Annotated in this window: 17 protein-coding genes; 11 read left to right on the top strand and 6 right to left on the bottom strand. The window is 41.7% G+C overall.

Annotated elements, in window-relative coordinates; translation table 11 throughout:
• Window positions 1-24 precede the first annotated feature (24 nt).
• The 3 genes from OCU38_RS15835 to OCU38_RS15825 all read left to right on the top strand — a co-directional run bounded on the left by OCU38_RS15835 (window position 25) and on the right by OCU38_RS15825 (window position 1,757).
• A complete protein-coding gene (locus OCU38_RS15835) occupies window positions 25-378 on the top strand; it encodes a DUF6559 family protein (protein WP_261824464.1) in 354 nt (117 codons plus the stop codon).
• A 106-nt stretch (window positions 379-484) separates the two neighbouring features.
• Window positions 485-1,207, top strand: a complete 723-nt coding sequence (nfsA, locus tag OCU38_RS15830) for an oxygen-insensitive NADPH nitroreductase (RefSeq protein ID WP_261824463.1) — start codon at window positions 485-487, stop codon at window positions 1,205-1,207.
• On the top strand, window positions 1,197-1,757 hold the full coding sequence (locus OCU38_RS15825; protein WP_261824969.1) for a DUF1415 domain-containing protein: 561 nt from the start codon (window positions 1,197-1,199) through the stop codon (window positions 1,755-1,757). Before nfsA ends, OCU38_RS15825 begins: the two co-directional genes overlap by 11 nt.
• A gap of 73 nt (window positions 1,758-1,830) precedes the next feature.
• Here OCU38_RS15825 and OCU38_RS15820 read toward each other — a convergent pair whose 3' ends face one another.
• The gene (locus tag OCU38_RS15820) at window positions 1,831-2,865 is read right to left on the bottom strand and encodes a helix-turn-helix domain-containing protein (protein ID WP_261824462.1); all 1,035 of its coding nucleotides are present in this window, start codon (window positions 2,863-2,865) and stop codon (window positions 1,831-1,833) included.
• A gap of 256 nt (window positions 2,866-3,121) precedes the next feature.
• Here OCU38_RS15820 and OCU38_RS15815 point away from each other — a divergent pair, with 256 nt between their 5' ends.
• Window positions 3,122-3,853 carry a dienelactone hydrolase family protein gene (locus OCU38_RS15815; RefSeq protein ID WP_261824461.1) on the top strand — a complete coding sequence of 244 codons (732 nt, stop codon included), beginning with the start codon at window positions 3,122-3,124 and terminating at the stop codon, window positions 3,851-3,853.
• 42 nt (window positions 3,854-3,895) lie between these two features.
• Here OCU38_RS15815 and OCU38_RS15810 read toward each other — a convergent pair whose 3' ends face one another.
• On the bottom strand, window positions 3,896-4,537 hold the full coding sequence (locus OCU38_RS15810; RefSeq protein ID WP_261824460.1) for a hypothetical protein: 642 nt from the start codon (window positions 4,535-4,537) through the stop codon (window positions 3,896-3,898).
• Between the two features lie 238 nt (window positions 4,538-4,775).
• Here OCU38_RS15810 and OCU38_RS15805 point away from each other — a divergent pair, with 238 nt between their 5' ends.
• Window positions 4,776-5,303, top strand: coding sequence for a cytochrome b (locus tag OCU38_RS15805; RefSeq protein WP_261824459.1), 528 nt, complete (start codon window positions 4,776-4,778; stop codon window positions 5,301-5,303).
• On the top strand, window positions 5,300-5,872 hold the full coding sequence (locus tag OCU38_RS15800) for a YceI family protein (protein WP_261824458.1): 573 nt from the start codon (window positions 5,300-5,302) through the stop codon (window positions 5,870-5,872). The genes OCU38_RS15805 and OCU38_RS15800 overlap by 4 nt, the downstream gene beginning before the upstream one ends.
• 74 nt (window positions 5,873-5,946) lie before the next feature.
• Here the strand turns inward: OCU38_RS15800 and OCU38_RS15795 are convergent, their stop codons facing one another.
• On the bottom strand, window positions 5,947-7,584 hold the full coding sequence (locus OCU38_RS15795) for an ATP-dependent endonuclease (protein ID WP_261824457.1): 1,638 nt from the start codon (window positions 7,582-7,584) through the stop codon (window positions 5,947-5,949).
• A 308-nt stretch (window positions 7,585-7,892) separates the two neighbouring features.
• Between OCU38_RS15795 and OCU38_RS15790 the strand changes: the two genes are divergently transcribed.
• From OCU38_RS15790 to OCU38_RS15780, 3 genes are all read left to right on the top strand, one after another.
• Window positions 7,893-9,668 carry a bifunctional metallophosphatase/5'-nucleotidase gene (locus OCU38_RS15790; RefSeq protein WP_261824456.1) on the top strand — a complete coding sequence of 592 codons (1,776 nt, stop codon included), beginning with the start codon at window positions 7,893-7,895 and terminating at the stop codon, window positions 9,666-9,668.
• A gap of 255 nt (window positions 9,669-9,923) precedes the next feature.
• Window positions 9,924-10,115 (top strand): hypothetical protein, encoded by a 192-nt coding sequence (locus OCU38_RS15785; protein ID WP_261824455.1) that lies wholly within the window; start codon window positions 9,924-9,926, stop codon window positions 10,113-10,115.
• A gap of 144 nt (window positions 10,116-10,259) precedes the next feature.
• Window positions 10,260-11,753 (top strand): porin family protein, encoded by a 1,494-nt coding sequence (locus tag OCU38_RS15780; protein WP_261824454.1) that lies wholly within the window; start codon window positions 10,260-10,262, stop codon window positions 11,751-11,753.
• A 102-nt stretch (window positions 11,754-11,855) separates the two neighbouring features.
• Here OCU38_RS15780 and OCU38_RS15775 read toward each other — a convergent pair whose 3' ends face one another.
• Window positions 11,856-12,803 (bottom strand): porin, encoded by a 948-nt coding sequence (locus OCU38_RS15775; protein ID WP_261824453.1) that lies wholly within the window; start codon window positions 12,801-12,803, stop codon window positions 11,856-11,858.
• A gap of 535 nt (window positions 12,804-13,338) precedes the next feature.
• On the bottom strand, window positions 13,339-13,968 hold the full coding sequence (locus OCU38_RS15770; protein WP_261824452.1) for a hypothetical protein: 630 nt from the start codon (window positions 13,966-13,968) through the stop codon (window positions 13,339-13,341).
• Window positions 13,969-14,228: 260 nt separating this feature from the next.
• Between OCU38_RS15770 and OCU38_RS15765 the strand changes: the two genes are divergently transcribed.
• Both OCU38_RS15765 and OCU38_RS15760 read left to right on the top strand, forming a co-directional pair.
• Window positions 14,229-14,477 carry a DUF3297 family protein gene (locus tag OCU38_RS15765; RefSeq protein ID WP_023405399.1) on the top strand — a complete coding sequence of 83 codons (249 nt, stop codon included), beginning with the start codon at window positions 14,229-14,231 and terminating at the stop codon, window positions 14,475-14,477.
• Window positions 14,478-14,687: 210 nt separating this feature from the next.
• Complete coding sequence (locus OCU38_RS15760; RefSeq protein ID WP_261824451.1) at window positions 14,688-15,803, top strand: NADH:flavin oxidoreductase; 1,116 nt, start codon at window positions 14,688-14,690, stop codon at window positions 15,801-15,803.
• A gap of 308 nt (window positions 15,804-16,111) precedes the next feature.
• On the opposite strand, the gene OCU38_RS15755 is transcribed toward OCU38_RS15760, so the two are convergent.
• Complete coding sequence (locus OCU38_RS15755) at window positions 16,112-17,131, bottom strand: manganese-dependent inorganic pyrophosphatase (protein WP_152822694.1); 1,020 nt, start codon at window positions 17,129-17,131, stop codon at window positions 16,112-16,114.
• Window positions 17,132-17,317: the final 186 nt, after the last annotated feature.

Here is a 17,317-nt window from a genome sequence, read left to right as displayed (position 1 = left end):
AAAGCTGTAAAGTCAAGGAGTCGTATGTTTGGGTATATTCAACGTCGCAGAATTGCAAAAGTGATTAAGTTGCTGTCGCCAGTATTGCTAAAAGGCTATGGCAGGCGTGATCATTTCTCTATCGGACAAATACAAGCCAGCAGTAAAGCACTGAGTCAACGTCAGCAGCAGTGTGCGCTGGCCTTGTTTGCACACCCTCAAGACTTAGGTGATGCTCCTTTATTTAATCGGCTGCGTAAGGACATAGCGCGTGACTTCTTTGCCTGTGATGACTATAACGCCAGTGATGTGTTAAATGTACTCGGCAAGGGCGCTTGGAAAGGAGGGCGCATGAATGACGACATATCGAATCGCAGTGGGATGAATAGTCGTTATTAGTCGCTTCATTTAAATTATTATCGCTAAGGCTATTTGCTGAAAGCCTCTTTGCTCAAAGGCGCATTATTGCTACCCTAAACATCAACAACTTGTTATGGAAAGCCTGATGAATAGCACTATAGAGACGCTTCTTTCACACCGTTCAATTCGCTCTTTTACCGAGCAAAGTATTTTACCCGAGCAACTCGATACCATTTTAGATTGTGGTTTAGCTGCATCAAGCTCTAGCTTTATTCAGTGTGTGTCTATTGTTCGCGTGCAAGATAAAGAAAGCCGCGCCAAACTAGCGCAATACGCGGGTGGGCAACCATATGTGGAAACTAGCGCTGAGTTTTTTGTGTTCTGCGCAGATTTTCATCGTCATCAAGAAATTCATCCACAAGCTCAGCTAGGGTTTACCGAGCAAACGCTGATAGGCGCTGTTGATGCGGCTATGGTTGCTCAGAACTGTCTGACGGCGGCAGAATCACTAGGATTAGGCGGAGTGTACATCGGCGGACTGAGAAACAACCCGCAACCTGTCACTGACCTTTTAGCCCTACCTAAGCATGTTATCCCTCTATTTGGTTTGTGCTTGGGTCATCCTGCGCAAACGCCAGAGATCAAACCTCGCTTACCTAAATCCATTGTGGTTCATCAAGAAACCTACCAAGCACTAGATAAAGAAGTGTTAGCAAAGTACGACGCGCACATTCAAGCCTACTACGCAACTCGCACAGACAATAAGAAAGCCGCGTCTTGGTCTGAACAAATTACGCAAACGCTAAGCAAAGAAGCGCGCCCGTTTATGCAAGAATTCCTACAACGCCAAGGGTTTAATACAAAGTAATATGACTATCAATTTACAGCAGGTAGAAAATCAAACCCGAGAATGGTTAGAAAAGGTGGTGATTGGGCTAAATTTGTGTCCGTTTGCCGCAAAACCTAATCGCAATAAACAGATCAGAATTGCCGTCACAGAAGCGGATAATGAAGAACAATTGCTAGAGTTTATCTTGCAAGAGTTCATGCATTTGCAAAGCACCGACGTCGAAGAGCTAGAAACGACTTTGGTCACTATCCCTAATTTCTTAGATGATTTTATGGATTACAATCTGTTTTTAGATTGGGTTGATGCGCTCATCAAACAGCAAGATTACGAAGGGGAGTTTCAAATCGCCACCTTCCATCCCGATTATTGCTTTGCCGGCACGCATCCCGACGACGATGAGAACCTCACCAACCGTTCACCATATCCAGTGATCCACTTGATCAGAGAAGCGAGCATGGAAAGGGTACTAAAACACTACCCAGATCCAGAGGCGATCCCAGAAAACAACATCGAACGCGTCACCAACCTCACCACCGAACAAAGAAAAGCCTTATTCCCATATTTGTAATAGTGGCGGGGTAATTGCGGGGTCAGGTCTTGAAATTTGCACTTTGTGCAAATTTCAAGACCTGACCCCGCAATTATCGCACCCCGCTTAAAAGTACTTGATAGCGTTTTGGGGTGATGCCGCTAAATCGTTTGAAAGCGCGGGAGAAGTGGGCGATGTCGGCGTAGCCGAGTTGTACTGAGATTTGAGTTAGGCTGAGGTTTTGATTCATTAAGTCGCAGGCGGTATTGAACATTAGGCTGTTTTTAATCGCTCGAAATGAGTTTTTCTCTTGCAGTAGTTTGCGTTGCAGGCTTCGGGTACTCATGTTCAATAAGTTGGCGGCAAGTTCTATGTCTAAAGTCTGTTCATGAACATAGGGGATTAGTGCAGTGTATAAGGTGTCAGTGAAAGTGCTGTGCCAAACCACTTCTTTTGGCGCGGGTTCTGGATAGGCGGTATTAATTTCTTGGTCTAGTAGCTCTAAATCGACGCTGATTTTGGTGTGCTTTTGTGAAAATAGCACCTGAATATCACTGGGAATGTTTTGTGCAAATTGTCCCGTTCGACTTTGGGTAAGCGCGACCGTTTTCGGTCGCCATGCTTCGTTGTTGGTTAGGGAACGAATCAGCTCAACACAATACAAAACGTTAAATATCTCTTGCCAATCATTGATCTCTTTATGCTGCATAGCGGAGCAAAACCACGCACTTTTATCATCAACTTCTAGATACTGTGACGCAACAGGGATGGATTCACGAATCAATAAATTGAACTTGGTGAGCACTTCTCGAATGGTGAGATTCTTAGTTAACGTTTTTACAAAATGTGGGATCAATTGCGTTCGCTGAGTATGAACCACCGCCTGAACAAAGGCGAAGATCCCTTCATCCTCATAAACCTTGCCAAAAATACTTCTAACGGAACCGTTTACAATCATATTGCTTGAATCGAGTAGCATCTCTCGGCTGATATTGGCATGCAGCAAAGCGTCGGTCATATTGATGCCTTGCTTTTCAAATTGCACGATGATGGTGTTGACGATGTCTGCACGCACCAAAGGGATGGCTTTGGCGATATCGTCGTTGCTTTCTTGTGTTGCGGGCAACTCAGCATTTTTCTGGCTCAAATCAATGTGTCCACGTTAGGGCTAATTGGCATTATCTGACGGCGTTTTAATAATTTGTATCATATTCGGTAAGTATAGACAGTGTTAGCCGTTGCAAAATTATGCTTATAAATAAATAGGTTACAAAGTTTGCATTGGAAAAATCTTACTTACCCAAATAGTTAATACTTATAACAAAAAAATCAAATAGAAATAGTTATTATTTTCATGAGAGCCTACTACACTCAATTGAACTCATAAGGAAGGAGAGAGTGTTATGCGCTATTTTTTGTATGCAGCGTTGCTAGCGGGTTCTACCGGTGTGTTAGCGGGAGAAGACGTTGTTTATGAAGTGGATGGAAAACAATATCAAGGTTACTGGTCTAAGGTTTCTGATTCTGCGCCATTGGTGGTCTTAGTTCACGATTGGGATGGATTAACCGAATACGAAATTAAGCGAGCTAAAATGCTCAATGAAGTGGGGTATAACGTTTTTGCCGCTGATCTGTTCGGTAAAGGCATTCGCCCAACCGAAGTGAAAGATAAAAAGCAACACACGGGTGAGCTGTATAAAGACCGAGCAAAATTGCAAAAGCTAATGGCAGAAAGCCAGCTGAAAGCAGAAATGCTTAATGGCAGCAAAGATAATACCGTGGTAGCCGGTTATTGCTTTGGCGGAGCTGCGGTTCTTGAATCTGCTCGTGCGGGCAATAGCGCGAAAGCCTTTATCAGTTTCCATGGCGGTTTAAAAACGCCGCAAGGTCAAGATTACAAGATGACGAAAGCACCAGTGGTCATTTTCCACGGCACTGCCGATAAAGTCGTTAGCATGACAGACTTTGCCATGCTAGCCGATGAACTGGAAAGCACTGGCATTAAACATGAAATGATCTCTTACGGCGGAGCGCCACACGCATTTACTGTGCTTGGCTCTGATCGTTATCGAGAAGATGCTGATCTAAAATCATGGAACCGTTTTAATGAAGTATTAGCGGAAGTGACTAACTAGCCTTATTCATTGTAGCCTTATTCATTCCAGTATTCGAGTGGATTACTTACACTCGAAAATAGCATACAGGTGGACGTATCTCTTCACAAAAGATCCGTCCTCTTGTCGTTTTAGGGGATGGGTGTGAGTTTTATAACAAGGCTGTAATTGAAGTTCTTGCATCATGTGGTCAAGTTTCGGCGCTTGTGATGGTGCAAGGTGAATGCCTCGTTGCGTGTAATCGCTAAGATCATCAGGTAAGCGATTGTGCCACCAATCGATGAGTTGTTGACTGGTGTTTATTCGATTAAGCCAATGATCGCAGACCAATACCACACAATCATTAGGTTGAATGGCGTAACTAAATTCACTGCGCCAAGTGGCTAAAGTCGTAAATAGGTGTGATTTAAACACTTTATTAGCAGTTTTTATTGAATATGGGAAAAGCCATACACTGCCATATTGCAAGGTAATACGTCGATAGACGGTATTGTGTGCGTGTGAATTTTTGCTGGTGTCTATTGGCTCAATAACAATGGAAGAGCCAAATATTTGCGCTGTTTTTTGTAAGCGACGTTCGACCAAAGAGGTTAAGTGGTGATTACTAATACCGCGGTTGTGCACGGTAGGATAGTGCTGCTTAGAGAGGGAAAGACAGTCGTTTTGAACCGCTTTAAGTGCCTGAATAACGATGTCTTTTAGCAAAAATCGCTCCAATAAATACAGATTAGTATTGATGAGTCTAATATAGTTTAAATTGTAACTAAGAGTAAATAGTCGCGTCTGTTCAAAGTTTTTGATTTGAATAGATAAATAAGCCTAAACCCGAATGAAATTTATTTACCTGTAGCGAGCGTATCTTGTAGTCTAGTTGTTAAATTATTTACCCATTGGTTAGTTTGTTGTTTTGAATGAACGTAACCGGCTATTGAGGGATTATTAAGTGAATAGTTATAACTTAACCTCTCGCATCATTCATTGGTGCTCAGCAATCACCATCTTTAGTTTGTTTGCCCTTGGCTGGTGGATGGTCGATTTAGACTATTATAGCCAGTGGTATCAAACCGCCCCATTTATTCACAAATCGGTTGGCATCATTTTAGCGCTTGTCACGCTGTTTCGCATTATTTGGAAGAGATGGAAAGGCGCACCTAAACTTGACGGGAGTGCGTTTGAAGTTAAGGCGGCCCAGTCAGCGCATCATTTAATGTATTTACTACTATTAGTGTTATTCGTGTCCGGTTATTTAATTTCTACGGAAGATGGTCGCGCCATCTCGGTGTTTGATTGGTTTAATGTGCCTGCCTTGGGTAAGTTGTTTGAAGGGCAAGCGGATATCGCGGGTAACGTTCACTACTATGTGGCTTATGCCTTGATTGCACTGGCGATCATTCATGCATTAGCGGCGTTAAAACATCACTTTATCGATAAAGACAATACGCTACGTAAAATGACAGGAGGCTCAAAATGAAGAAATGGACAACAATACTAGGGTTAGCGGCGATAATGGCGACGCCGTTGTACGCTAATGCCGCGGACTATGTGATTGATACCAAAGGCGCGCATGCCTCAATTAACTTTAAGGTGAGTCACTTAGGTTATAGCTTTATTAAAGGTCGCTTTAATCGATTTGAAGGTGAATTCAGTTACGATCCTAAAGACGTAAATGCATCAAAAGTCACAGTAACGGTGGATACCACAAGTCTTGATTCAAACCATGCCGAGCGTGATAAACACATCCGCAGTGACGACTTTATTGATGCTGGCAAGTACAAAGAAGCGGTATTTACCAGCACCAAAGTGATGGATAAAGGCGATGGTAAGTTTGACATTATGGGGGACTTAACCCTGCACGGACAAACGAAACCTATTACGATTTCCGCTGATTTTATTGGTGAAGGTAAAGACCCGTGGGGCGGACAACGCGCCGGCTTTATGGGCACAACCCGTTTAGAATTAGCTGACTTTAATATCCCGGTGATGGGCGCATCTAGCTATGTCGATATGGAGCTGCATATCGAAGGTAAAATGAAAAAATAGCTTATCGCTATTATTTTACTTCCCCTAAAGGATCTTGTGATAATCGCGAGATCCTTTTTTAATTCTTACACCCTTTAAGTATTGCCGTTTGCCATACTGATCACCCGCTTTAAGGTCCAACGAATCAGTATCGGAATGATGTCGTCGCCATGAATTTCACAATACTCAACAATGGCGATTGCTACATCGGGTTTTGCGTGTTTTTTAAGGGCGCGCATAATGACTTTCTTAGGTGGAATAGGGTGATCGTAAGGGATTTTACCCATATCACGAAAGAACTTCTCAAAACCATTGTTGTAAAGGTAATGCTCGATGTCTTTATCAGGCAGTTCCGTGATTCGATGTCGTTCTTGTTCACCATGCAGCATTGCGCGCGCTGAAGTGGCATATTTTTTACCGGCAGCGTCGCCATCGGTGACCACATGCCAATCTATGTCTAACGCTCTGACCACTTTGAGTAAGGATTTTAAGCCAGATTGAGCAAATTCAACAATTTGCACCCCTTCTGAGGCTAAATCGTAGCCACACAATTTGGCTAATTCGTTAAATAGCCATACCTCAGTTTCTCCCTCGACTAATAACCAACAGCGTGCAAACAAGGCACTAGAGCGGTGAAAACGAATGTGAAAGCTGACCTTTCGTAATTCATCGGCGGAAAGCATTTCTGGGCGAATGTATTTTGCTTCAGTGCGATCCGACTTTCTCACTAAACGTTTGATGCTTCTAAGGGGCACAGCGCTAAGTAATACTGCCGAGTTAGTGGTTAAGATCTTTTGCATCGGCATCATTTGTAAAAGCGCCCATGCTCGTGATAAGTGGGTAGGGTGCAAGCGCCCTTCAGGATCTTCCACAATCAGCAGCGGGCGAGCGCATCTTCTGAGCTCTGTATTCCCTTTTGCTTGTAAATAATTATTAAGAAGTCCCATCAATAACAAGCGGGTTTGTTTATCTTGGGTTTGGTCGACAAACTGCTTTAGAGACATTTTTTGCCCCAAGCTAGGGGTAAATAACCCATCTCTGGTGGCTCTTGGATCGTGCCGCACATGAGTTTTATAAGAAAAATAGTGATCAACCAAATCATGCATGGTTTTAACGCTACTTTTCATCTCGTCTTTACTGACTAGACCGGGGTGAGCGATTAGGCGACGACAGGTGTTTTTTATGCGCTGTTCTATTTTTGAATTAGGCGTGCGTTGCTCTTTAGGTTTTTCTATGCGCTGAAAGTGTCGGGAATCTCGCAGGCGAATAACCGGATGCAACAGCATCAATTGTCTGGCGAGTTTTTCGGGGTGATGTAGCTGTTTTGGCTGACCTTGGCTGTCTAAAAAAGCGTAGTGGGTGGTGACTTTAGTGCCTTCTAAGGTTGCACTCAGACGATAGATGATTTCTGAATGATCGTTAGAGGATTCGTTCCAAATGGGCTTTATTTTCCGGTAACGTCCTGATTTTGCTTCTTTATGAGTGCTTGAACGAAGTTTTAAGATGATTTGCAAATGCTGAGTTTGCGGATGAGAAATTGCGTAATCAACATGGAAGTCGCGCATTTCAAATTGATACGGTTCTCCATTGATAGGTAAGGCGACCGATAATGCATCAAGCAGTGAGGACTTGCCCCAAGTGTTTTCGCCAATCAAGGTGGTTAGCTGCTCAAAGGGCAGTGAGAGGCGCTTAATACCACGAAAGCCTGAGATTTCGATCCGCTCTAATTGCATACACTCTCCCTTTGCTTTTTATGCCAATCACAACTATTGAGTGATCAGAGGTAATGCCGTTGGTCAGCGTGTTAACTCGCTTGAATGATAAGTTAATTACTGCACTTGTTATTATTATAGAAAAGAGAGCCAGCTTTCACTGAGAAGATGGGCAAGTTTCTGTTATTGAAGCAGTAATTTACCTTGCTGTTATGCCTGTTGCTTCATTTCAAATCCGCCATATACAAACTATTTTTCTGTTCAAAAAAACTTTCATTGGTTTGTCATATCGTGGCGACTACAATGGCGGTGAACTCAGAGAAGATAATATGAAGAATAGAATGCAAAAAGCGACAAGGATACGGGTCGCCCATATCAATGATACACACTCTTATTTTGAACCTACCACGGTTCAACTGTCACTCAATATCAACAGTTCGACAAACCGTACAACAATAGATGCAGCAAATAACGTAGCAGAGCATGCAACCATTTCTCCCTATGTCAGCGTTGGGGGATTTGCACGCATACAAACGCGAGCCAAACAACTAAGACATCAAGCCGATCAACAGGGTCGAGAGTTTCTTTTTTTACATGCGGGTGATTGCTTTCAAGGTACGCTGTATTTCTCCCTTTTTAAAGGTGAAGCCAACTCAAGGCTATTAAATCAATTTGGCCTAACGGCGATGACATTAGGCAACCACGAATTGGATATGGGCAATGCTCCTGTGGCCAGTTTCGTCAATCAAATAAACTTTCCTTTGCTGTGTGGCAACTGGGATTTGTCACAAGAGTCGGCAAGCAAAACAGTAAAAATTAGTGATGCAGATAATGTGTATCCATACCAAGCACAGCAGCAATGTGCAAAATGGATGCAACATCAAGTTGGAGATGAATGCATTGCTATTTTTGGCCTATCTATCGATAAAATGGTGGATATCGCCAATCCAGATGTTGATACGCCGTTTGTTAATGCACTGCAAACCGCCAAGAATACCGTACAGCAGATCCAGAAATCTGGTATCAACAAGGTCATTCTATTAAGCCATCTTGGGTATGAGGCTGATTTAGCCTTAGCCAAAGAGGTTGACGGCATTAGCTTAATCGTTGGCGGACATTCACATGTGCTGCAAGGGGACTTTTCCGATTTAGGCATCAATTGCAAAGATGATTATGGTCGCCGCGTGAATGACACTTACATTGTACAAGCGGGTATGCACGCGCAGTCATTGGGTCATTGTGATATTGATTTTGATGAATCAGGTAAAGTAATTGCCTTTAACGGGCGCAATGAGTTGTTGGTAGGGCGCAGAGTCTGTTTTGATGCCACTATGAGCAATTGCGATTGTGAAGGCGAATATCAGGATGTATTTGATTATTTAACCGCGCATCCGAACGTTGTGCGCTGTAAAAAAGACGAACAAGTGAATCGGTTAATAACAAACACCTACAAACCTGAAGTGTTTGCCTTACAGCGTAGCATCGTTGGACACTTGAAATCACCATTAAGACATGTGCGAGTGCCGGATGAAAAGGGCGCCAGTGAAATTTGTTCATTAGTTGCAGAGTCTTTTTATCACGCTATGCGCTATCGTGGTCACGACATTGATTTTGCTATTCACAATGCGGGAGGCGTGCGCTGCTCATTAAATGCAGGCCCTGTCAGCAAAGCCGATATAGCAGGTCGATTGCTACCTTTTGCCGTTCCTATTGGCGTCTATTCAATACAGGGACGTTATATTAAAGGGATTTTAGAGGGCGCAATAGACAATGCCATTGATGCCAACGGTACAGGCAGTGGCAGTTATCCTTATTGTTATCAATTGGACTACCAAGTGGTACTTGATGCGCCAAAAGGGAATAGGGTAAAAAATCTTAGAATTTATGATGACGTTAGAGGTTGGATGCCAATCAATGAACAACAAATTTATTGGGGAACTTCTTCTGCCTACTCAATGAAAGGCAAGGAAGGTTATTCCGCTATTTTAAATTGTGGTGATGATTGGGTGGTAACTGAAATGTCGATGGCCGATTGTTTTTTAGAGTTTGTTTCTCGTGATGAGCTGAGAATTGAAACCCAAGCTAAATTAGGTCTAATCACATAATCAACATTTTAATATTGTAAATGAAATGTGATCATATTCAGGCGTGAAATTACCATACGCATGTTTATGCGAATATTCAGTGCCATACGCTGAATTATTCACTTATATTATGTGTTGATTTTCATAAATGTTGCCCGCCTGTAAAATTAGAAAAACTAATGCGAAAGTGTAAATTTACTCGTTTTATTCTTTAGTTCAGTTTGCTTATATTTGCGCCATAACTTATTGAAACTTACAGAATTTAAAGAGGCACGTATGGCACAAGTAATGCAAATTAACACCATAGCAGTACCAAGCTCTCAGGAAGGTAAGAGCTATTCTATTGATTTCAAAGGACTGATTATGCACCTTGTCGATATTTTGGTCGGCAAAGGACACACTAGCAAGACGTATTATGCATCTGAGCTATCTGATCACATGCAAAAAGATTTAGGTATGACGCGATAGTCATTATCGGCTATGCCTTAGATTATGCGAAGCCCTGCACAGTTTGTGTGGGGCTTTTTGTTTATTGAGCATCCAGTTTTCTATTTATCATCTACACTCATAGGTAATTGTTTTTAAAAACATTAATAAGCTAGGATGGCATTAATGTACAAAATCTTTTCCGCAAGTATTGGCGCATTATCTCTATTATCGGCAGGTTGCGCATCTCATATCCCAATTGAAGACGTTGAGCCGACTCGCAAAGCGATTAAAGCAGAATCTTCGGCATTAATTGAAAAAATGGCCTCTCTCTATCCAGAGGTAGAAAAAGAATTATCGAACTCTGTGGGTTATGCGACGGCCAGTATGTCGGGTGTTAACGTCGTCGTATTAGGCGGCGGTTATGGCCGAGGCATGATTGAGAACAAGTTAGATGGTTCAATCACTTATCTTGACGTGAAGCGTTATGATTTAGGCGCGGGTTTAGGCTTAGGCACCTATGATGTGTTGGCTATTTTTGATGATGAAGATGCACTGCAACGTTATAAGGAACGTAATTGGCGCACTTCGGTTGGTGCGCAGTGGAACGTAAATGAAGCAGGTTCAAGTGCTTATACGGATGTGTGGCACTCGAACTATGATGTGTCTTTGTATGTAGCTTCTAATTCTGGCGCAGTAGCGCAGGGGTCTGCTCGACTGGTTTCAATCTCTACCAATTATGATTTGACCAACACTGGATTAGGCAGTAATCGGGTTGCGAATATCAATCACACTATCAATAACGATCCAGTAAGTGATTCTTCCCCGTCTGACGATCCTAAAGTGTGGGATCGCGCATTGCCGTTTTTTGCACAAAATGTCGTTGAACAAGGCTTTGATTTGCCTCTGCCTTTTGGGGTAAGCATTATCTATGTGCAAACAGAGCAGGCAATGACGCTTCGAGATTTGGAAATCGGTTTTAATGGTGGAGATAAAACGCCAACCCCATTTGTGTCGTTTAGTGATAACTCAGCGGTTACTTATACTCCTCAGCTAAAACTTGATGCTTGGTTATTTCCATTTATGAACGTGTTTGCGTCAGTGGGCGCGATTAATGGTCATGCATTGGTGAATTTCACTCTAGATGGGAATGGAATCATTGATATGGCGGGCGCTAACTGTGGACGGTTACCGATAGAACCTGTTTGTGCCTTTGAAGATAAATCATTAACGGTAGCGACTCCAGAAATTGATATTAATGGCGTAAATTATACCGTCGGTACTGTTTTGGCTGCCGGCTGGAACGATTACTTTTTTGTATTACCGATCAGTTATTCGTACGCCGATATGCAAGGTAGCGTAACCAAAGGGGATGTATGGAACATCTCGCCTCGTTTGGGTAAACAGTTTCCTTTACAAGGAAGCCAATCTATCGCGGTATTTGTCGGTGCCACTTATCTTGATAGTCGGTTGACTATTACCGGAAGTGTGGATGTACCAGGGGCGGGAAGTACTCTACAAACCATTGATTATAAGCTGGAACAAGAGAACTTAGACAAATGGATGGCGCTGGCTGGAATGAATTATAACTTCAACCGCGAATGGTCATTGTCGGTAGAGTATGGTCAGAAAAGCAGCGATAAGAAGCAATTTATTTCTAGCTTAAATTATCGATATTAAGAAATGCTTGTTTTCTGCAACAAGGCCGTATGAGCAGACGTAAAGAAGGGTTCTCAATGAGAACCCTAAATTTTGTCTAATTAAACAAATGGTAGTGTTTAATTAGAAAGTAACTTTAGCACCTAGCAAGCTTTTAAGTTCTTCGTTTTGAGTAAATTGCTTGCTTACACCAACGTAGGTTAGGAAGTAATCAGTGAAGTTGTAGCCAAGGTCTAGAGACGCCGTGTTACGATCATCACTTTCAGAATCGAATTTAGCACTTGTGTAAGTACCAGATAGTGTCAACTGTTCTGTAAAGTCATAAGAAGTTGCAAGTTCAAATCCGTTGAAGTCATCACCGAATTTAGAACCGTTAACGTACAATGCACCAACATAAAGCTGATCTGTGATATCAGAACCTAAGCTCAATAGTAGGTTGTCGCTGTCTTTGCTTGATACGCCAGTGTGAGTTTCTTTAGCGTAACCAGCACCTGCTTTTAGCACGCCGAAGTCGTAGCTAGCAGAAATGCCGTAACCTTTATCGATTGTAGTATCAGTCGCAACTGTTTCACCGCCACCATTAAATGCAGCGTTAACAGTTAAACCACCGTAATTACCAATGTAAAGTAGTTGGTTGTCGGCACGGTCAGCAGTTACTGATTTATTTGATGCTTCAGCGCCAAACGTGTTTAGGATATCAGTATAGTTAGTAAGTTGAACTAGAGCACCATCTGTTTTACCAAATTGCAACTCATTGTTGTCATTACCGACTGCAACATATAAATAACGAGTTTCATCTGCATCGTTTTGAGTGAATTCTTTTTCAACAAAGCCACGAGCAACAATATCATCAGTGATGTTAGTTTTTGCTTCAAAGTTTAAACGAGCACGTGACGCGTCTTTTTGTTTTTCAACAGATTTGTCTTTACCTTGGTCAGATAGTTGAGTACGTGCTTCAACACGACCACCTAGTGCAAGAGATACGTTGTCTCCTTTGTAAACATCAGCTGCATTTGCGTTAACTGCGAATGCGGAAGTAATTGCGAGGGCTGTTAGGGTCAGTTTATTCATTTTTGTTACATCCTTGAGTGTATCGTACAAAGTACAAAAAATATGATTGAGTACGGAACTAAGACTATATATTTTGCTGAGTAGATATAAGGTGCATTAATAGAATCTAATTTTGAATATCTATTGAGCAATAGAATGCATACAAATGAATTGCAGTGTGGCGGGTGATTAAAATATAAACTCTTGATTAAAGAATAAACTTTCCGGAATTGTTCGACGATTTTTCTTATAAACGAATAACTTACCCTTACTTATCATATGGGATTTAAAGGTGGTTATTGCATAGAAATTCGTCAAATATCGTTGGTGTTAAGACTTTTTGTTATAGGTAAAGTTCAATTGTTTTGGCTTAATTGAAATAAAAACAGTGCTTATTTAGTTGTGTATTAATGTCACGTTTGTACTTAATTTCAACACTGTGAGGCATCCCAGAAATTTTAATATTCAAATCTGTATTTAACTGATTTTGATTATTAAATGTGAACTTTGACGCATTATTATGCGATTTGGGGCAATTTAAGCCCCATTAATCATATTATAATGCATTACGCTCTCTTTGCAGTTTTACAAGACATTCTTTATCTAAGGCAATCTTAGCTTGTTTAAATCCTTGGCTTGGGAATGTGGCTGTGGTGCCAATATCAGATTTTATGATCACGGGAGTGCCTTGTTGAAACTGATCAATCAAAAACTCTTGGCCTTTAGGGTTCTTGGCGCGATACATGCGAGTGCTGTCATTTACCTTATGCACATATTTAAAGTGTACATCTTGTCCGTTGATATTAAAGATGCCACTAATTCGGTTGCTGTAAAAAGGGCCGGTAATATATAGCTGAGCGTGACAATCATTAGGATTCGCGCTGTAGCTGGCAACAAAATTTAGGTCACCTTTGTGCGCTAAATCGTTCCAACCGACATTTTTGACCATGCCATCGCCATGATAGTTCCATTTTTCACTGTCAAACCACGCTTGCTTCTCTTCCGAAAATTCTGGATTTTGGATAGTATTTTTTTGTATAGGCTGTGTTTGGGCAGTGTTTGATGCTTCATCTTTAGATTGATGATCGTTCACTATTGAATCATTTGCAGAAGGCACGCTCTGTGTAGAGCTACAGCCTTGAACAAGCAGTAATAAAGAAGCTATTAATAGTGGAGCCTTAGTCATTGCGCCTTCCTTGAGAGTATTGGTACGGAATACGTTAATAATAAAGCGAGCTTCAATTGACATGGTTAGGGGAGTGTCGGCATTGGTTTAGTTTTATGTGCTGTTACTGTCAGCTAATGGTAAGTATTTTAAAATAGTGGTGCGTGGCTTAGTGGCGTGTAGTTTGGTGGCAGAGTGAGTCGATGAATGATGAGTTTTCTTGAGCGCAGAGCCCGCATTGTCTACAATGGCGCTCTCTATCTATAATTCAGGTCATGAACATGAGCGACACTAACGAAAAGCCAACTCTTCCGGATCACCTTTCTGGTAACCCTCGCAGCCCACATTATGTGGAAGAGTGCTTTCATCATAGAATTGGTATTCGACTAAACGGTAAAGAGCGTACCGATGTAGAAGAATACTGTATCAGTGAAGGTTGGGTTAAAATCCCTTCACCAAAGGCGCTGGATCGCCGTGGTCAACCTATTTTGATTACGCTTAAAGGCACTGTTGAAGCTTTCTATATCTAAGCAATAGCCTGTTAAATCTATTATCAACGCACAAGATTATTTTGATTTTGTGCGTTTTGTGTTCTTAATCGTTAAATTTAAATCTTTGGTTATTTATTTCGATAAGCAATTTTTCTTTTGCAGGTTGCCTTGCAGCTGTTGTTGAACGTTTGTTTATCAGAGTTTGTATCTATTTGATTATTTAGCAACTTCTATATAGAGGATTGCCCCTTGAGTATTTTATTTTCACCATCGAAAATTGGTAGCATGACCCTGAAAAACCGCTTTGTCCGCAGTGCAACGTGGGAAAACATGGCCACAGAAGAAGGTTATATGACCGATAAGTTGTATGACGTTTATGAAGAGTTAGCCAAGGGAGAGGTTGGGCTTATTGTGACAGGTTACGCCAACATTGTGGCAGATGAAAAACCTAACGCTGGCATGATGGGGATCTATAACGACTCTTTTATTGAGGGATACAAAAAGCTCACCGATTTAGTCCATCAATATGGTTCTAAAATCGTAAAGCAAATTGCTTATGGCGGTACAAAAACCACTTACAATTTAGGCGAGAGAACGATCTTTGCGCCAAGTGACATTCCTGAGCGTGGTACTCAAACGCAAGGCAAAGCAATGACTACTGAAGAGATAGAGTTTATTGTTCAGGCTTTCGCCAAAGCCAGCTTACGCGCTAAACAATCAGGTTTCGATGGCGTAGAAATCCATGCAGCGCACACTTATCTCATTAATCAATTCTTAAGTCCTTATTACAACCAGCGAGACGATCAATACGGTGGCAGCTTAGAAAACCGTATGCGCTTCTTAGTGGAAATCTATCAGCAAACTCGACTATTAGTGGGCAAGGATTTTCCTATCCTAGTTAAATTAACCGCTACTGAATTTTTTGATGGTGGACAAAGTTTCGCTGAAACACGAACAATCTGTAAAAAACTAGAAGAAATTGGTGTCGATGCGATCGTGGTATCAGGCAATATTCACGGCAAAGCCAGTGACATGGTCGGTCAATCGTTCGATGGATATACCTTACAAAGCGAAGGATATTTTCACGAATATGGCGATGTAATCAGCCAAGAGGTCAATGTTCCTATCATTACCGTAGGCGGATTAAGTGACATCAACGCCATTGAGACCATAGCTAAAAAAACCAATATCCAATATTTTGCACTATCTAGACCTTTACTCGCTGAACCCCACCTAGTAAAACGCTGGAAAGAAGGGGTCAATAACCCAGTTGAATGCGAACGCTGCTCCAAATGTCGCACCCGCCGTGGCAACTTCTGCGTAGTCTTCAAAAACGGCATCCGCAAAGGCAAAGGGGTCAGATAACGCACGGGGTCAGGTCTTGAAATTTGCAGGTTATATTCAGATATTGATAGCTAGCTATTCTTTATCAATAAGATAGATAAGAAAATGCAGTTTTAGGAAGGAATAGGCTAAAAACAAATGCGAATGGGGTCAGGTCTTGAAATTTGCAGGTTATGTTTAAGATGTTGATATCTAGCTATTCTTTATCAATCAGATATATAAGAAAATGCAGTTTTAGGAAGAAATAAGCTAAAAACAAAAATGGGTCAGGTTTAAATTTACTCAGTGCAAATTTCAAGACCTGACCCCGCTTTTATCCCGCTTAGGGGTTATTTTTCAATCGCGTTTTGGATTGAAGGGCTGATTTGGCGTTTACGTGATGTTACGCCGTCTAGCGTTAGGATATCACTAGTAACGTCTGTGTTAAACGCTGTTTTCAGAACTTGTTTCTCAGCGCCGTCTACCCAAAGAAGGTTAGCACGTTTGTGCTTAGTGTCTGTGATAGAGAAGAACAAGTAATCAAGACCTTCCGCTTCTTTGTACGCTTTCATTGCTTTATGGAATTCAGCTTTACGCTCGATAAGTTGATCAGCAGTTAGCGTTTCAGCTACACCGATACCCACTTTCTTACCGCCAAATTCAAAGTTTTTGTAATCCATAGTTAGGATAGCGTCAGCTGACAGGTGGCTCAGATCTGATTTTGCGATCAACATTTGTTGGCCGAAATCATTGATGTCTGTAACGCCAGCCAGTTTAGCCAGTTTCTCAGCGTAGTGGTGGTCGTAGTCAGTTGTTGTAGAAGAATCGAATACAACAGTATCAGACAAAATAGCACCAAGACCAACACAAGCAATAGACTTAGGCAGAGTAACGTTTAGTGATTCTGCGTTTGCTGCCAAGATAGTAGCAGTAGAACCCCACTCGCGAACGTCCATAGAAATAACTTGTGGAGCATTGATTGGCGCGCCGCCGATAGCGTGGTGGTCAATAATAGCCACTACTGATTCCGGCTTGATCGTTGGTGCTAGTTGAGTTCTTTGGTTGAAGTCAACAAGACCTACTTGGAACTTAGAGTAGTCTGAAGTCACTTTTGGGCTCTCAACATTACAGTAGTTAAGAACAAAAGTTGTTTCTGGATTAATGGCTTCAGCTGCTGTTGGCGTACCGCCGTAAAGGTGAGATGCCATGATTGCACCCACAACAGAATCAGTATCAGGGCTCATGTGACCAACCCAAACTAAATCGTCTGTTTTATTGTTTTCAGGTTGGAAAAGATCAAGAGCGGCGTGTGCTGAAGTTGCACCTGTCATTGCTGCTAGAACGGCTAACTTTAAAATTGTTGTTTTCATTTTTTATGTGTCTTAGTGAATAAATTTAGGATGAGATTAATCCACTTTTGTGACGGCAATAAGTCAGAAATATTGCGTGTAGATGACTGAGTTGCTTAATAATAAGCCAATAAAATCAAATGGTTAATAAGTCTACAGTGTTGGGGAGTCTATCGATAATAAAAGAAAACCAAGGTTTATATATTG

The sequence above is a fragment of the Vibrio neonatus genome (assembly GCF_024346975.1).
Taxonomy (GTDB): domain Bacteria; phylum Pseudomonadota; class Gammaproteobacteria; order Enterobacterales; family Vibrionaceae; genus Vibrio; species Vibrio neonatus.
Note: the sequence above shows the minus strand (reverse complement) of the source record. Positions and strands in the feature narration are given on the sequence as shown.

Excerpts from the sequence above, each read along its gene's own strand:
- nfsA (WP_261824463.1), top strand. The coding sequence starts at position 485 with ATGAATAGCACTATAGAGACGCTTCTTTCACACCGTTCAATTCGCTCT.
- OCU38_RS15765 (WP_023405399.1), top strand. The coding sequence starts at position 14,229 with ATGAGCGACACTAACGAAAAGCCAACTCTTCCGGATCACCTTTCTGGT.
- OCU38_RS15775 (WP_261824453.1), bottom strand. The coding sequence starts at position 12,803 with ATGAATAAACTGACCCTAACAGCCCTCGCAATTACTTCCGCATTCGCA.
- OCU38_RS15755 (WP_152822694.1), bottom strand. The coding sequence starts at position 17,131 with ATGAAAACAACAATTTTAAAGTTAGCCGTTCTAGCAGCAATGACAGGT.
- OCU38_RS15835 (WP_261824464.1), top strand. The coding sequence starts at position 25 with ATGTTTGGGTATATTCAACGTCGCAGAATTGCAAAAGTGATTAAGTTG.
- OCU38_RS15790 (WP_261824456.1), top strand. The coding sequence starts at position 7,893 with ATGAAGAATAGAATGCAAAAAGCGACAAGGATACGGGTCGCCCATATC.
- OCU38_RS15770 (WP_261824452.1), bottom strand. The coding sequence starts at position 13,968 with ATGACTAAGGCTCCACTATTAATAGCTTCTTTATTACTGCTTGTTCAA.
- OCU38_RS15815 (WP_261824461.1), top strand. The coding sequence starts at position 3,122 with ATGCGCTATTTTTTGTATGCAGCGTTGCTAGCGGGTTCTACCGGTGTG.
- OCU38_RS15800 (WP_261824458.1), top strand. The coding sequence starts at position 5,300 with ATGAAGAAATGGACAACAATACTAGGGTTAGCGGCGATAATGGCGACG.
- OCU38_RS15795 (WP_261824457.1), bottom strand. The coding sequence starts at position 7,584 with ATGCAATTAGAGCGGATCGAAATCTCAGGCTTTCGTGGTATTAAGCGC.
- OCU38_RS15780 (WP_261824454.1), top strand. The coding sequence starts at position 10,260 with ATGTACAAAATCTTTTCCGCAAGTATTGGCGCATTATCTCTATTATCG.
- OCU38_RS15785 (WP_261824455.1), top strand. The coding sequence starts at position 9,924 with ATGGCACAAGTAATGCAAATTAACACCATAGCAGTACCAAGCTCTCAG.